The 15,539-nt window shown below is 70.0% G+C and carries 9 protein-coding genes; 5 read left to right on the top strand and 4 right to left on the bottom strand.

Annotation, left to right across the window (positions count from 1 at the left end; translation table 11 throughout):
- Positions 1-7 precede the first annotated feature (7 nt).
- Together glgB and ACEN2M_RS02245 are read right to left on the bottom strand one after the other, a co-directional pair.
- On the bottom strand, positions 8-2,224 hold the full coding sequence (gene glgB / locus ACEN2M_RS02250; protein WP_441646479.1) for a 1,4-alpha-glucan branching protein GlgB: 2,217 nt from the start codon (positions 2,222-2,224) through the stop codon (positions 8-10).
- Positions 2,221-4,299 (bottom strand): maltotransferase domain-containing protein, encoded by a 2,079-nt coding sequence (locus tag ACEN2M_RS02245; protein ID WP_441646478.1) that lies wholly within the window; start codon positions 4,297-4,299, stop codon positions 2,221-2,223. Before ACEN2M_RS02245 ends, glgB begins: the two co-directional genes overlap by 4 nt.
- 94 nt (positions 4,300-4,393) lie before the next feature.
- Here ACEN2M_RS02245 and glgP point away from each other — a divergent pair, with 94 nt between their 5' ends.
- The gene (gene glgP, locus ACEN2M_RS02240) at positions 4,394-6,982 is read left to right on the top strand and encodes an alpha-glucan family phosphorylase (protein ID WP_441646477.1); all 2,589 of its coding nucleotides are present in this window, start codon (positions 4,394-4,396) and stop codon (positions 6,980-6,982) included.
- Between the two features lie 13 nt (positions 6,983-6,995).
- On the opposite strand, the gene ybaK is transcribed toward glgP, so the two are convergent.
- Together ybaK and glgX are read right to left on the bottom strand one after the other, a co-directional pair.
- Positions 6,996-7,487, bottom strand: a complete 492-nt coding sequence (gene ybaK, locus ACEN2M_RS02235) for a Cys-tRNA(Pro) deacylase (protein ID WP_441646476.1) — start codon at positions 7,485-7,487, stop codon at positions 6,996-6,998.
- Positions 7,484-9,541 carry a glycogen debranching protein GlgX gene (glgX, locus tag ACEN2M_RS02230; protein WP_441646475.1) on the bottom strand — a complete coding sequence of 686 codons (2,058 nt, stop codon included), beginning with the start codon at positions 9,539-9,541 and terminating at the stop codon, positions 7,484-7,486. Before glgX ends, ybaK begins: the two co-directional genes overlap by 4 nt.
- A gap of 88 nt (positions 9,542-9,629) precedes the next feature.
- Between glgX and ACEN2M_RS02225 the strand changes: the two genes are divergently transcribed.
- From ACEN2M_RS02225 to ACEN2M_RS02210, 4 genes are all read left to right on the top strand, one after another.
- On the top strand, positions 9,630-10,823 hold the full coding sequence (locus ACEN2M_RS02225) for a cysteine desulfurase family protein (RefSeq protein WP_441646474.1): 1,194 nt from the start codon (positions 9,630-9,632) through the stop codon (positions 10,821-10,823).
- 3 nt (positions 10,824-10,826) lie between these two features.
- Positions 10,827-12,026, top strand: coding sequence for a tRNA 2-thiouridine(34) synthase MnmA (mnmA, locus tag ACEN2M_RS02220; protein WP_441646473.1), 1,200 nt, complete (start codon positions 10,827-10,829; stop codon positions 12,024-12,026).
- The gene (ligA, locus tag ACEN2M_RS02215; protein ID WP_441646472.1) at positions 12,019-14,340 is read left to right on the top strand and encodes an NAD-dependent DNA ligase LigA; all 2,322 of its coding nucleotides are present in this window, start codon (positions 12,019-12,021) and stop codon (positions 14,338-14,340) included. The genes mnmA and ligA overlap by 8 nt, the downstream gene beginning before the upstream one ends.
- A gap of 117 nt (positions 14,341-14,457) precedes the next feature.
- Positions 14,458-15,462 (top strand): NAD-dependent epimerase/dehydratase family protein, encoded by a 1,005-nt coding sequence (locus ACEN2M_RS02210; protein WP_441646471.1) that lies wholly within the window; start codon positions 14,458-14,460, stop codon positions 15,460-15,462.
- The last annotated feature ends 77 nt before the right edge of the window (positions 15,463-15,539 follow it).

Here is a 15,539-nt window from a genome sequence, read left to right as displayed (position 1 = left end):
TGTGCAGCTAGCGGCGCAGGCGCAGCCAGAGCGCGCCGAGCGGCGGCAGGGTGAGGGTGGCGGATGCCGGCCGGCCGGCCCACGGTTCGGCGAACGCCGTCACCTCGCCGAGGTTGCCCACCCCGGAGCCGCCGAAGTTCTCGGCATCCGTGTTGAGAATCTCCTCCCAGACGCCCGCCTGGGGCAGCCCCACCCGGTAGCCGGTGTGCGGCCCGCCGGAGAAGTTGAACAGGCAGGCCACCGGCGTGCCGTCGTTGTCCCAGCGCACGAAGGTCACCACGTTCTCCGCCGCGGCGCCGCCGTCGAGCAGCTCGAACCCGCCGGGCTCGTTGTCGCGGGCCCAGAGGCTCGGCGTATCCCGGTACACCCGGTTGAGCTGGCCGACGAGGTTGAACAGTCCGCGGTGTCCGGGCTGGTCGAGCATCCACCAGTCCAGGCCGCGCTCTTCACTCCACTCGGAACGCTGGCCGAACTCGGAGCCCATGAACAGAAGCTGCTTGCCCGGGTGCGCCCACATGAAGGCCAGGTAGACCCGCACGTTGGCCAGCTGCTGCCAGGGGTCGCCCGGCATCTTGCCGATCAGGGAGCCCTTGCCGTGCACGACCTCGTCGTGGCTGATCGGCAACAGGAAGTTCTCGCTGAAGGCGTAGACGAACGAGAAGGTGATCTCGTTGTGGCGGTAGCCGCGGTACATCGGGTCTTCGCTCATGTACTCGAGCGAGTCGTGCATCCAGCCCATGTTCCACTTGAGCCCGAAGCCCAGGCCACCGCCGGAGGTGGCCGCCGTGACGCCGCCCCAGTTCGTGGACTCCTCGGCGATCATGATCGTGCCGGGGTTGCGCTTGTAGGCCGTCGCGGTGATCTCCTGCAGCAGGCTGATTGCCTCGAGGTTCTCCCGGCCGCCGAACTTGTTCGGTTCCCACTCGCCGTCTTTCCGCGAGTAGTCCAGGTACAGCATCGAGGCCACCGCGTCCACGCGCAGGGCGTCGATGTGGAACTCCTCGAGCCAGTACAGGGCGTTGGCGACGAGGAAGTTACGCACCTGCATCTGACCGAAGTCGAACACGTAGGTGCCCCAGTCCATCTGCTCGCCGCGGCGCGGGTCCGGGTGCTCGTACAGGGCCTGCCCGTCGAAGCGGGCCAACGCGAAGTCGTCCTTGGGGAAGTGCCCTGGCACCCAGTCCATGATCACGCCGATGCCGGCCTGGTGCAGCCGGTCGATCAGGTAGCGCAGGTCGTCGGGGTGACCGAACCGGCTGGTGGGGGCGTAGTAGCCGGTGACCTGGTAGCCCCACGAGCCGCCGAACGGATGCTCGGAGAGCGGCATGAACTCGACGTGCGTGTACGCGAGCTCCTCGAGATAGCCGATCAGCTCGTCGGCCAGCGCCCGGTAGCCCAGGCCGGGCCGCCACGAGCCCACGTGCATCTCGTAGATGCTCATGGCCCGGTTGTGCGGGTCGGTGGCGCTGCGCTCGGCCAGCCAGGCGGAGTCCTGCCAGGTGTAGGCGGTCTCGCCGACGACCGAGGCTGTCAGCGGCGGCACCTCGGTGTAGCGGGCCATCGGGTCGGCCTTCTGCACCCACTCGCCGGCCTGGGTGAGGATTTCGAACTTGTAGTTGGAACCGGCGGCCAGGCCGGGCACGAACAGCTCCCAGACGCCGGTGCTGCCCATGTTGCGCATCGAGTGCAGAATGCCGGACCAGCTGTTGAAGTCGCCGATCACGCGCACGGCCCTGGCGTGCGGCGCCCAGACCGCGAAGGAGGTACCGCTCACGGGCTTGGTCACCCCGGTGAAGGTGCGCACGTGGGCGCCGAGAACGTCCCAGAGCCGTTCGTGCCGGCCCTCGCCGATCAGGTGCAGGTCGAGTTCGCCCAGCGTGGGCAGGTAGCGGTACGGATCGTCGCTGACCCAGGCCGGACCGTTCTCGTAGTGCGCTTCGATCTCGTAGTCGTGCGGGCCGATCGTGCTCACGCCCTGCCAGATGCCGTAGCCCAGGTGGGCGAGTTCGACGCGGGCGCCGGTGGCGAGCACGGCGACAACCTCCACGGCCAGCGGACGCAACGCCCGGATGACGGTGAGCGGGTCTTCGATCTGCGGCAGGTTGAGCAGGTGCTGGCCGAGCACCTCGTGCGGGTTGTAGTACGAACCGACCGAGACCGTCTCCAGGATGTGCGCGGAGAAGGTGGGCAGTTCGTCGGCCGGGCGGCCGGTGGCGTGTTTCATTCGGCCAGTCCGTTCTGGTTTGGTGCCTGCGGGATGCGCACATGCAGGATGTGCACCGGTTCGGTGAACGCGTCCAGGCGCACGAAGTTGTCGGCCGACCAGGTCCACACCGAGCCGGTGACGAGGTCCTCGACCTCGAAGTGCGCGCCGAGGGGGAACCCGAACCTGGTGACATCCAGGTGCACCACGGTCTCGCGCACGGAATGCGGGTCGACGTTGGCCACGATGATCAGGGCGTCGGCGCGGCCGTCGTCGGTGAACTCGCCGGCCAGGTACTTGCTGTAGACGAGGATCGAGTCGTCGTCACTGGAGTGGATGTCGAGGTTGCGCAGCTGGCGGAGGGCCGGGTGCGCCGCCCGGATGCGGCCGAGCAGACCGAGGAACGGTGACAGCGACTTGCCCAGGGCCTCGGCCTTGGCGAAGTCACGGGGCCGCAGCTCGTACTTCTCGTTGTCGATGTTCTCTTCGGCACCGGGGCGGGCGACGCTCTCGTAGAGCTCGAAACCGGCGTAGAGGCCCCAGGTGGGCGCCGCCGTGGCGGCGAGTGCCGCGCGGATCTTGAACGCGGCGGGACCTCCGAACTGCAGGTATTCGGAGAGGATGTCCGGGGTGTTCACGAACAGGTTGGGCCGCAGGAAGTCGGCGGTCTCGTGGGCCAGGCCGTCGAAGAACTCCTCCAGCTCTTCCTTCGTGTTGCGCCAGGTGAAGTAGGTGTACGACTGCTGGAAGCCGACCTTGGCCAGGCCCTGCAGCAGCGCCGGCCTGGTGAACGCCTCGGCCAGGAAGACCACATCGGGGGATTCCTTGTTGATCGTGCCGATCAGCCACTCCCAGAAGTCCAGCGGCTTGGTGTGCGGGTTGTCGACCCTGAAGATGTTCACGCCCACATTGATCCAGTACCGCACCAGGCGCAGCACCTCGGCGCGGATGCCGGCGGGGTCGTTGTCGAAGTTGATCGGGTAGATGTCCTGGTACTTCTTCGGCGGGTTCTCGGCGTACGCGATGGTGCCGTCGGGCAGGGTGGTGAACCACTCGGGGTGTTCGGTGACCCAGGGGTGGTCCGGCGAGGCCTGCAGGGCCAGGTCGATGGCGACCTCGATACCCTCGCTGCGGGCGGCGTCGAGGAAGAAGCTGAAGTCGTCGATGGTGCCGAGCTCCGGGTGGATGGCGTCGTGGCCGCCGTCTGCAGAGCCGATCGCCCACGGTGAGCCCGGGTCGTTCGCACCGGCGTCGAGGGTGTTGTTGGGGCCCTTGCGGAACGACCGGCCGATCGGGTGGATCGGCGGCAGGTAGAGCACGTCGAAGCCCATCGCGGCGACGCCGGGCAGGCGCGCGGCGGCGGTGCGGAAGGTGCCGCTCTGCCAGCTGCCGTCTTCGCGTCGAACGGCACCCTCGGAGCGGGGGAAGAACTCGTACCAGGAGCCGACGCCTGCCCGGGTGCGTTCGACCCGCACCGTGCGCTCGGCGGAGAACGAGTCGAGGCTGGCGAGGGGGCGCACACGTGCGGCAGCGGCCAGGCCCTTGTCGGTGACGACCCGGGTGCGGTCGGCCAGCGGGAGGCGCTTGTTGGCGAGGGTCTTCGCGGCGGCGGCGAACAACCGGCGTTCAACCGTGGGGCGCTTCAGGTCTTTGCCCGCGGAGGCCAGCAGGGTCGCCCCGATCAGGAACATCAGTTCCACGTCGATGCCGGCCGGGATCTTGATGGCGGCGTTGTGCACCCAGGTGGCGTAGTCATCCGCGTAGGCGCGCACCCTGTACGTGTACGAGCCCTGCAGGTCGAGGCGCACCGCGGTCTCGTACCTGTCGGTGCCGGGGGCGCCGGGGTGCATCGGATGCCGGGTCTCGGTGCCGTCAGGCGCGGTGAGGTGCAGCATCACGCCGATGGCGTCGTGCCCCTCTCTGAACGCCGTGGCCCCGAACGGCACGACCTCGCCGGCGAAAGCCTTGGCCGGCCAGAGATTGTCGTTGAGCTGCGGGGAAAGGTCGAGGACCGGGATTCGACCGACTTTGGTCGGCACATCCGCGGTGCTCGGTGTCGAAGGGGCGGTACCGGTTCGTTTTGCTGTCTTAGCCACACAACGACCGTAGCGCGAACGGGGGCGGAAACGGTGGCCACACGCGCGCACGAGCGTTACCCGATGCACACGTGCCGCCCCTAAAGTGAGGTTCGTGAAGGCCATCCGCAAATTTACAGTCCGTGCAGTCCTGCCCGAGTCGCTCGCCGCTCTCGATGAGTTGGCGGGGAACCTGCGCTGGTCGTGGCACCAGCCCACCAGGCAGCTCTTCGAGCACATCGCGCCCGAGCTCTGGCGGAGCATCGGCGGCGACCCCGTCGCCCTGCTCGGCGCCGTCGACCCGGCCCGGTTGCAGGAACTCGCCCAGGACCACGACTACGTGTCCGGCGTCAATGTGGTGCGTGACGACCTGCGGGCGTACCTGGAGCAGCCGCGCTGGTACCAGGGGCTCGAGGGGGAGAAACCGGCCGCGATCGCGTATTTCTCGCCCGAGTTCGGCATTGCCGCCGCCCTGCCGCAGTACTCCGGCGGCCTGGGCATCCTGGCCGGCGATCATCTCAAGAGTGCCTCGGACCTGGGCGTGCCGCTCGTGGGCGTGGGCCTGTTCTACAAGGCCGGCTACTTCAGCCAGGCGATCTCCACCGACGGCTGGCAGCTGGAGAGCTACCCGCTGCTCGACCCCGACGGGCTGCCGCTGTCGGTACTGCGCCGCGCGGACGGCTCGCCGGTGCAGGTGTCGCTGGCGCTTCCCGACGACCGCACCCTGCACGCCAGGGTCTGGGAGGCCAAGGTGGGGCGCATCCGCCTGCTGATGCTCGACACCGATATCCCGGAGAACACCGACGAGCTGCGTCAGGTGACCGACAGGCTCTACGGCGGCGGCGGCGAACACCGACTGCTGCAGGAACTGCTGCTCGGCATCGGCGGCGCCCGCGCCGTGCGGCTGTGGAGCAACCTCAACGGGCGCGCGGAGCCCGAGGTGTTCCACACCAACGAGGGACACGCCGGATTCCTCGGCCTCGAACGCATCTCCAGCCTGATCGGCGAGGGCCTGAGCTTTGCCGAGGCGCTTCAGGTGGCCCGCGCCGGCACCGTCTTCACCACCCACACGCCCGTCGCCGCCGGCATCGACAGGTTCGAGACCGGCCTGGTGCGCCGCTACTTCGAAACCGACCTGTTGCCGGGCGTGGCCGTCGACGACCTGCTGGGCCTGGGCGCAGAAAGCTACCCGGGTGGGTCGCCTGACGTCTTCAACATGGCCATCATGGGGCTCAGGCTCGGCCAGCACGCCAACGGTGTCTCCAAACTGCACGGCGAGGTGAGCCGGCGTATGTTCAGCGGACTCTGGCCGGGCTTCGATGCCAGCGAGGTGCCGATCACCTCGATCACCAACGGGGTGCACGCGCCCACCTGGACCGACCCGGCCCTGAAGGCCCTCGCCGAGAACCGGCTGGGCACCAGCGACACCTCCACCGCCGACTGGGCCTCACCCGCGGTGAGCGACCAGGACCTCTGGGAGGTGCGCGCCGACATGCGCCGCCAGTTCGTCGAGGACGCCCGCCGCCGGATCGGAGCGGCCTGGCTGGTGCAGAACCCCGGCGGCATCGTTCCGGCCTGGATCAACCAGGTCTTCGACCCCACCGTGCTCACCATCGGCTTCGCCAGGCGGGTGCCCACCTACAAGCGGCTGACCCTGATGCTGCACGACCCCGAGCGGCTCCGCGCCCTGCTGCTGCATCCGGAGCACCCGGTGCAGATCGTGATCGCCGGCAAGTCGCACCCCGCGGACGAGGAGGGCAAGCGGCTGATCCAGAAGATCGTGCAGTTCGCCGCGGATCCCGAGCTGCGCACCAAGATCGCCTTCCTGCCCGACTACAACATCGGCATGGCGCAGCTGATGTACCCGGGCACCGACGTGTGGCTGAACAACCCGCTGCGCCCGCTCGAGGCCTGCGGTACCTCTGGCATGAAGGCCGCGTTGAACGGCGCGCTGAACCTGTCGATCCTGGACGGCTGGTGGCCGGAGTACTTCGACGGCCAGAACGGCTGGGCGATCCCGTCCGCCGACGCCAGCACGAACTCCGCCGAGCGGGACAGGCTCGAGGCCGAGGCGCTGTACGAGCTCATCGAGCACCAGGTGGCGCCGCCGTTCTACGAGCGCAACTCCGACGGCGTACCCGAACGCTGGGTGGCCAACATCCGCCAGACCCTGGCTGCTCTCTCACCCGAGCTGAACGCCGGCCGGATGGTGCGTGAGTACGTGCAGAGGCTGTACCGGCCTGCGGGAGCGTCGGAGGCACGCCTGTCCGCGAACAACTACCGGGCGGCCAGGGAACTCGCCGCCTGGAAGGCCACCATCGTCGGCGCCTGGCCGGGCGTGGCGGTGACGCACGTGGAATCCGGCGGCGTGGCCGCGGTGCCGCAGGTCGGCGACGAGTTGCGCCTGCGGGCGCACGTGCAGTTGAACGGCCTGGCGCCGGAGGACGTGACGGTGCAGGTGGTCTACGGCAAGAGCGCCGGTGGTGACGACCTCACCGACGTGAGCACCCAGGACCTCGAGCCGATCAACGACCTGAAGAGTCAGGATGCCACGGACATTCCGGTGCCCGGCTCGCCGACGCTGTTCACCGGCACCGTGGAACTGGACCGGGCCGGTGGCTTCGGCTACACGGTGCGCGTCGTGCCCAGGAACGACCTGCTGATCAGCCCGGCCGAGATGGGGCTGGTCGCCGTCGCGAACTGACCGGTCGGGGCGGTCATCGGTCCCTGGCGATCGCTGAGACGGTGCCGCCGGTGGCGCTGAGGAGGTCGGCGGGGGAGAGCTCGAGGTCGAAGCCGCGGCGGCCGCCGGAGACGAAGACGGTGTCGTAGAGCTCGGCGGTCTCGTCGAGCACCGTGCGGTGAGGGGCCTTCTGGCCGATCGGGCTGATCCCACCGAGCACGTAACCGGTCTTGCGTTCGGCGAGCTTGGGGTCGGCCATCACGGCCTTCTTCGCGCCGACCGCCGCGGCGAGGGCCTTGAGGTCGAGCTGGCCCGACACCGGCACGATCGCCACGACGAGAATTCCATCGGCCTCGGCGAGCAGGGTCTTGAACACCCGATCGGGATCGAGCCCGAGCTTCTCGGCCGCTTCCAGCCCGAAGCCGGTCACCGCGGCGTCATGCGGGTAGGAGTGGGCGGTGAAACGGATGCCGGCGCGCTGCAGGGCGAGGGTGGCGGGGGTACCGCCGGCATCCGGTTTGCTCATGCCGGCGCGTCCTCGGCCCGCAGCAGCAGCATCGACGTTCCGCCCATGGTGAGCCGGGCGCCCGGCATGTACGAGCTCTGCACCTCACGGATGTCGTCGTGGCTGGAGTCCCAGAGCACCGTGTAGCCGGACACCCCGGTGTGCAGCGGGAGCGTCACGTCGACGGGGGTCTCCAGGCCGTGCACGATGAGCAGGATGCGGTTGAAGGCCTCATGCTCGGGGGTGCTCGCGGCGAGGTACTGCAGGGTGCGTTCCTGCGGCGAGTTCCAGTCGGTCTCCGACATCGACTGCCCGGCGGCGTTGTACCAGTCCATCTGGCTGGCGCTCGGGGTGGTGAACCCTGGTCGGCCGAACCGCACCGGCCGCAGGGCGGGGTTCTGGCGGCGCAGGGCGAGCAGCTGCCTGGTGACCCTGTGCAGGTCCTGCTGCCAGTCGTCGAAGTCCCAGTCCAGCCAGGTGAGCTCGCTGTCGTGGCAGTAGGCGTTGTTGTTGCCGCGCTGGCTGCGCCCGAACTCATCGCCGGCGGTGAGCATCGGCACCCCGGCGGAGAGCAGCAGGGTGCCCAGCAGGTTGCGCATCGCGCGGCGGCGGGTGCGCAGCACCGTCACGTCGCGGGTGGGGCCCTCGACGCCGTGGTTGAACGAGTTGTTGCCATCGGTGCCGTCCCGGTTCGCCTCGCCGTTGCCGACGTTGTGCTTGACGTTGTACGCGGTGAGGTCGGCCATGGTGAAGCCGTCGTGGGCGGTGATGAAGTTCAGCGACGCGAGCGGACCGCGCTCGAGCGAGAAGGTGTTCGCCGACCCGGCCAGACGGGAGGCGAACCGGCCGATCCCGCTGTCGGAGGTGGAGTTGTTCCGCACAGCGGCAACGTCGGTGAGCCAGAAGGACCGCATCCGGTCGCGGTAGCGGTCGTTCCACTCCGACCAGCCGGTCGGGAAATTCCCGGTCTGCCAGCCGCCCATGCCCACGTCCCAGGGTTCGGCGATCAGCTTCACCCCGGCCAGGGCCGGGTCGTCGCGGATGGCCGTGAGCAGCGGATGCTCCGGGGTGTAGTGCACATTCTCGTCGCGGCCGAGGGTGGCGGCCAGGTCGAACCTGAAACCGTCGATCTGCACCTCCTCCGCCCAGTAACGCAGGGAGTCCAGTACCAGGCGCCGCGGAACCTCGTGGCCGAAGTCGACGGTGTTGCCGCATCCGGTCACGTCGATGTAGTGGCCCTTGGCGTTCTGCCGGTAGTAGGTGGCGTTGTCGATGCCGCGCAGGCTCGTCACCGGGCCGGCCGGGCCCTCCTCGGCGGTGTGGTTGTAGACCACGTCGAGGATGACCTCGAGGCCGGCCTCGTGCAGCAGCTTGACCATGCCCTTGAATTCCCGGAGCACTGCTTCCGGTCCCTCGGACTGGGAGGCCTGGGTGGCGTAGTCGGCGTGCGGGGTGAAGAAGTTGAATGTGTTGTAGCCCCAGTAGTTCGAGAGGCCCTGCTTGATCAGGCGCTGCTCCGAGACGAAGGACTGCACGGGCAGCAGCTCGACAGCCGTCACCCCGAGGTTCTTGAGGTACGCGATGGTGCTCTCGTGGGCCAGCCCGGCGTAGGTGCCGCGGAGTTCCACCGGCATCGAGGGGTTCAGCTTGCTCAGGCCCCGCACGTGCGCCTCGTAGACGACCGTGTGGTCCATCGGGGTGTTCGGCTTGACCGATCCGGCCCAGTCGAAACCGCCGTCGACCATGGTGGACTGCCACTGATCGGGGCCCACCCGGGCCAGCCCCCGCGCGTACGGGTCGATCAGGGTCTTCTCGGGGTGGAACGAGTGTGTGGGGCCGGCGGGGCCGGACACCCGGATGCCGTACCGGCGCCCGGCGGTGAGGGTACGGCTGCGGCCGACCCAGACGTTGTGGGCGTCGCGAACCATGGGCACCGTGCGCACGATCCAGTTGGGGTCGGTGTGGTCGAAGATGCACAGCTCGATCGACTCCGCGTGCTCCGACCAGATGCGGAGTTCTCCGCCGTTGCTCGTAGCGCGGACGCCCAGATTGCGGAGGGAGTCAGCTGGAGTCATGAGATCTAGAGTAATCAGTAAGGACGGTGCGGTCTGACCAGCCCGGACGACGGTGAACGTCGGCCACGAAACCACCAGGAGATGAACCATGTCGGTGTATCTCGACCACGCGGCGACAGCGCCCATGCTGCCGGCCGCCATCACGGCGTACGTCGAGGCCATGGCCGTCGTCGGCAACCCGGCGTCCATCCACAGCCAGGGCCAGAACGCCAAGCGGATGCTCGAAGAGGCCCGCGAACAGGTCGCAGCGAGTGTGCACTCCGACCCCATCGAGATCGTCTTCACCGGCGGCGGCACCGAAGCTGTGAACCTCGGGATCAAGGGGCTGTACTGGGCGCGAGCGCCCCGCACCCGCATCCTCGTGCCGGGGGGAGAACACCACGCCACCGTCGACACCGTCGAATGGCTCGCCCAGCAGGAGGGCGCCCGGGTGCAGTGGATCCCGCTGGACGGGCTGGGCCGCATCGACCTCGCCGCCCTCGAGGCCGCGATCCGGCAGGATCCCCTCGACGTGGCCCTGGTCACCCTGCTGGCCGCCAACAACGAGGTGGGCACGCTGCAGCCGATCAAGGAGGTGGCGGCGCTCGCCGCGGCCCACGGCATCCCCGTGCACGTTGACGCCATCTCCGCCTACGGGCATGTGCCGATCGATTTCGCCGCCCTGCACGCTGCGGGAGTGTCGGCGCTGAGCGTCTCGGCGCACAAGATCGGCGGTCCAGTCGGGATCGGCGCCCTGGTGCTCGCCCGCACGGCCACCGTGGTGCCGCTGATCCACGGCGGCGGCCAACAGCGCCAAGTGCGCAGCGGCACCCAGGACGTGGCGGCCGCGGTGTCCTTCGCCGTCGCGGCCCGGGCCATGACGGCCGGGCTCGGCGCCGAGAACGCCCGCCTCCAGGTGCTCCGCGACAGCGTGATCGCCGGCGTGCGCGCCGCGGTGCCCTCCGCCGTGCTCAACGGCGACCCGCACCCCGACGGCCGGCTGCCCGGCAACGCCCACTTCACCTTTCCCGGCTGCGAGGGCGACTCGCTGTTGTTCCTGCTCGACGTCGCCGGGGTGTCGGTGTCCACGGGATCCGCCTGCCAGGCCGGCATCCCCGAGCCCTCGCACGTGCTGCGCGCGATGGGCCGGAGCGCTGCCGAGGCCCGCAGCGCCCTGCGGATCACGCTGGGCCGCACCTCCACCGCGGCCGACGTCGAGGCCCTGCTCACGGCACTACCCGCGGCCTGGTCGCAAGCGATCGGCGCGGGAATGGCCGACTCGGCCCCGCGTGCGTACACTTAACCAGTGAAGATTCTGGCAGCAATGAGCGGTGGGGTGGATTCCGCCGTGGCCGCAGCCCGCGCGGTCGAGGCAGGGCACGAGGTGGTCGGGGTGCACCTGGCCTTGTCGCGCATGCCCGGCACGCTCCGCACCGGCAGCCGCGGCTGCTGCACCGTCGAGGACTCGATGGACGCCCAACGGGCCGCGAACATCATCGGCATCCCCTACTACGTCTGGGATTTCTCCGAGCGGTTCAAGCTCGACGTCGTCGACGATTTCATCGCCGAGTACGCCGCCGGCCGCACCCCCAACCCGTGCATGCGCTGCAACGAGAAGATCAAGTTCGCCGCCCTGCTCGAGAAGGCCCTGGCGCTCGGCTTCGACGCCGTCTGCACCGGCCACTACGCCTCCATCGTGACGGATGCCGACGGCAACCGGGAGCTGCACAGGGCCAGCGCCTGGGCCAAGGACCAGTCCTACGTGCTCGGCGTGCTCACCAAGGAGCAGCTCGCGCACTCGATGTTCCCGCTTGGCGCCACGCCGTCCAAGGCCGAGGTGCGTGCAGAGGCCGCCGAACGCGGCTTCTCGGTGGCGAACAAGCCCGACTCCTACGACATCTGCTTCATCCCCGACGGCGACACCCGCGGATGGCTCGGCGAGCGGGTCGCGCCGGCGACCGGCGACATCCTGGACCGCGAGGGCAACAAGCTCGGCCAGCACGAGGGCGCCGTGGCGTTCACCGTGGGCCAGCGCAAGGGCCTCTCGATCGGCACCCCCGCCGCAGACGGTAAGCCGCGCTTCGTGCTCGAGGTGCGCCCCGTGACGAACACCGTGGTCGTGGGGCCCAAGGAGGCCCTGGCGATCAAGGAGATCGCCGGCACCAAGTTCACCTGGGCCGGCCTGGCGCCCGAACACCCCGAGATCGAATTCGCCTGCGACGTGCAGATCCGCGCGCACGCCGACCCCGAGCCCGCCGTGGCCCAGGTCATCAACGTGCCGGCCGATGCGACCGCGACCCCGCCGGTTGAGGCCCACACCGAGCTCCGCATCCTGCCGACCCAGCCGCTCACCGGCGTGGCCCCCGGCCAGACCGCCGTGGTCTACGTGGGCACCCGGGTGCTCGGCCAGTGCACGATCGACCGCACCGTCAGTGCCGTGCCGGTCCACGCGAGCGATGACGTTGCAGGCACGGTTACCGCCGACTCCGCGACGATCAATGCCTGACGTCACCGGAGCATCACCCGCGGCCGCGCTGGCCGCCGCCGGGGAGGAGGCCGCGAGCCTCACCACCCGCATCCTCGAGGCCCGCGACGCCTACTACGAGCGCAACGAGGTGATCGTCGACGACGCCGAGTACGACCACCTGATTCAGCGTCTGGAGGAACTCGAACGGCTCTTCCCCGAGCTGGCCAGCCAGGACAGTCCCACCCAGACCGTGGGCGGCCGCGCCGAGACCACCCTGTTCGACCCCGTGCAGCACGCCGAACGGATGCTCAGCCTCGACAACGTGTTCTCCACCTCGGAGTTCGAGGCCTGGGCGGCCAAGGTCGAGCGGGACGCCGGCCGGGCCGTGCACTACCTCTGCGAGCTCAAGATCGACGGCCTGGCCATCAACCTCCGCTACGAGAACGGTGTGCTCGTCTCGGCCGCCACCCGCGGCGACGGCGTGGTCGGCGAGGACGTCACCGAGAACATCGCCCTCGTACCCGGTATTCCGGCGCGCCTGACCGGAACCGGGCATCCGCCGCTGATGGAGGTGCGTGGCGAGGTCTTCTTCCCTGTCGAGGCCTTCCGCGAGCTCAACGCCGCGCAGAGCGCCGCCGGTGAACGGGTGTTCGCGAACCCCCGGAACGCCGCCAGCGGGTCGCTCAGGCAGAAGGCCGAGAGCAAGAACGCCGACCAGCTCGCCCTGATGAAGGCCAGGCTCGGCCGGCTGCGGATGCTCGTGCACGGCATCGGCGCCTGGCAGCAGCCCGGTGCGGACTCCCAGTCCGCCGTCTACGGCGTGCTCGCCGGCTGGGGGCTGCCCACCAGCACCCACTACACGGTCGTCGGGAAGGCGAGCGAGGCATCCGCGTTCATCGAGTACTTCGGTGAACACCGCGGCAGCGTGGAGCACGAGATCGACGGCATCGTCATCAAGGTCGACGAGCTCGCCCTGCACGACGAGCTCGGCGCCACCAACCGGGCGCCGCGCTGGGCGATCGCCTACAAGTACCCGCCTGAACAGGTGAACACGAAGCTGCTCGACATCGTCGTGAGCGTCGGCCGCACCGGCCGGGCCACCCCGTTCGCCGTGATGGAACCGGTGCGGGTCGCCGGCTCGGTCGTGCGCCAGGCCACCCTGCACAACCAGGACGTCGTGCGCGCCAAGGGCGTGCTCATCGGCGACACCGTGGTGCTGCGGAAGGCCGGCGACGTCATTCCCGAGGTGCTCGGCCCGGTCGTGGAGCTGCGCGACGGCACCGAACATGAATTCGTGATGCCAACCGACTGCCCGGTCTGCGGTACCCCGCTCAAGGCGGCCAAGGAGGGCGACATCGACCTGCGCTGCCCCAACGCGCGCAGCTGCCCCGCCCAGGTGCGCGGCCGGGTCGAGCACATCGGCTCCCGCGGCGCCCTCGACATCGAGGTGCTCGGCGAGGTCACCGCGGCGGCGCTCACCCAGCCGACAGTGCCGGAGACCCCGCCGCTGGACACCGAGGCCGGCCTGTTCGAGCTCACCATCGCGGACCTGCTGCCCATCAGTGTGGTGGTGCGGGACGCCGAGACCGGTCTGCCCAGGGAGGACGAGGACGGCACCGTGCGTCAGCGCTCCCCGTTCCGCCGGAACCCGACGGCGGCCGAGAAGAAGGCCGGCCTGGACGGACCACAGCCGTCGTCGAACGCCGTGAAGCTGATCGCGGAGATCGACCTGGCCAAGACCAAGCCGCTGGCGCGCATCCTGGTCGCGCTCAACATCCGGCACGTCGGACCTGTGGCCGCGCGGGCCCTGGCCAATCACTTCGGGGCACTGGATGCCATCAGGGCGGCCTCCCGCGACGAACTCGCCGAGGTCGACGGGGTGGGCGGCATCATCGCCGACGCCGTCATCGACTGGTTCGAGGTGGACTGGCACCGTGAGATCGTCGAGCGCTGGGCCGCCGCCGGCGTGCAGTTCGCCACCCCCGGGCATCCCGGGCCAGGCGCCGCCGCGGCCGCCGGGGGAGTGCTGACCGGCCTCACCGTCGTCGCCACGGGCTCGCTCGAGGGTTTCACCCGCGAGGGCGCCTCCGAGGCGATCATCGCCGCCGGCGGCAAGAACGCCTCCAGCGTGTCGAAGAAGACCGACTTCGTGGCCGCCGGGCCCGGCGCCGGCTCCAAGCTGGCCAAGGCCGAGGCGCTCGGGCTGCGGATCATCGACGCAGACCAGTTCCGGCTGCTGCTCGAGCACGGGCCCGCCGGCCTGCCCGATGCCGCGCCGGTGGCGGATGCGCCGACCGCGGATGCGCCGGCCGATGCCGCGGCCGAAGTCGCGCCCGGCCTCGACACCGAGTAGCTGCCTACCCACCATCGATCACGGCGGGGATCGGCGGGACGGATCGCGTTCGCCGGCCGGGTGTGCCCAGAGCGAACTGGCTTGCCGAGGACGCCGCGGGTTGGGTTAGCTGGCCCCATGCGATTCCTGATTCTCGGCGGCACGGCCTGGCTCGGCAGCACCATCGCGACCGCGGCGATGCACCACGGCCATAAGGTGACCTGCCTGGCTCGCGGGGAATCCGGGGACGTGCCCGACGGCATCCGGTTGGTGCGTGGCGACCGCGACCGGCCCGGGGCCTATGCGGCGGTGGCCGTCGAAGACTGGGACGTGGTCGTGGATGTGTCGCGGCAGCCCGGGCAGGTGGCCTCGGCCGTCGCCGCGCTGCGGGAGCGGGCCGGCTCGTACACCTTCGTGTCGTCCGGCAACGTGTACTCCGACGCCGCCACTTTGGGGCAGGACGAGAACGCCGCGCTGCTGGGTGCCCTCGCCGACGGTGTGCTCGGCTCGATGGAGAACTACGGCGAGGCGAAGGTGGCCTGCGAACACTTGGTGCAGGGCGGGTTCGGCGCGGAGCGGTCGCTGATCGCCCGGGCGGGACTGATCGGCGGGCCCGGCGACGTCTCGGACCGCAGCGGCTACTGGCCGATGCGCTTCAGCGAGCCCGCCGCGGCCGACGGAAGCGTGCTGGTGCCCGAGGTTCCTGGGCTGTTCAGCCAGCTGATCGACGTGCGTGACCTGGCCGAGTGGATCGTCGACGCCGCCGAGGACCGCACCACCGGGGTGTTCAACACGACGGGGGAAACCGTGTCGCTGGCCGAGCACCTCGCCGTGGCCCGCGGCGTCGCCGGGCACACCGGGCCGATCGTGGGCGCAGACCCGAACTGGCTGCTGGATCACGGGGTGGAGCCGTGGTCGGGACCGCGGTCGCTGCCGCTCTGGTTACCTGTGCCTGACTACGCCGGCTTCACCGCCCGCGACAGCAGCGCCGCCCGCGCGGCGGGCCTGGTCACCCGACCCCTGGCCGACACCCTCGCCGACACCCTGTACTGGGAGCGGCTCAGGGTGCAGCAGGGCCCCCGCCGGGCCGGGCTCACCGACGTCGACGAGCTGGCCCTGCTGACCGAGCTCGCCGGCCGCTGACCCCTGGCCTGCGCCTGCCGCCTGCCGCCTGCCGCCTGCCCGCGCCTGCCCGGCATCCGCCCCGCGCCTACCCGCCG

The sequence above is a fragment of the Cryobacterium sp. W22_MBD10_FK3 genome (assembly GCF_052113745.1).
Taxonomy (GTDB): Bacteria; Actinomycetota; Actinomycetes; order Actinomycetales; family Microbacteriaceae; genus Cryobacterium.
The sequence above is the reverse complement of the archived record's forward strand: the minus strand, read 5'-3'. Positions and strand labels throughout refer to the sequence as shown.

Coding starts and splice junctions, on each gene's coding strand:
- glgB (WP_441646479.1), bottom strand. CDS start 2,224: ATGAAACACGCCACCGGCCGCCCGGCCGACGAACTGCCCACCTTCTCC.
- ybaK (WP_441646476.1), bottom strand. CDS start 7,487: ATGAGCAAACCGGATGCCGGCGGTACCCCCGCCACCCTCGCCCTGCAG.
- ligA (WP_441646472.1), top strand. CDS start 12,019: ATGCCTGACGTCACCGGAGCATCACCCGCGGCCGCGCTGGCCGCCGCC.
- glgX (WP_441646475.1), bottom strand. CDS start 9,541: ATGACTCCAGCTGACTCCCTCCGCAATCTGGGCGTCCGCGCTACGAGC.
- ACEN2M_RS02210 (WP_441646471.1), top strand. CDS start 14,458: ATGCGATTCCTGATTCTCGGCGGCACGGCCTGGCTCGGCAGCACCATC.
- ACEN2M_RS02225 (WP_441646474.1), top strand. CDS start 9,630: ATGTCGGTGTATCTCGACCACGCGGCGACAGCGCCCATGCTGCCGGCC.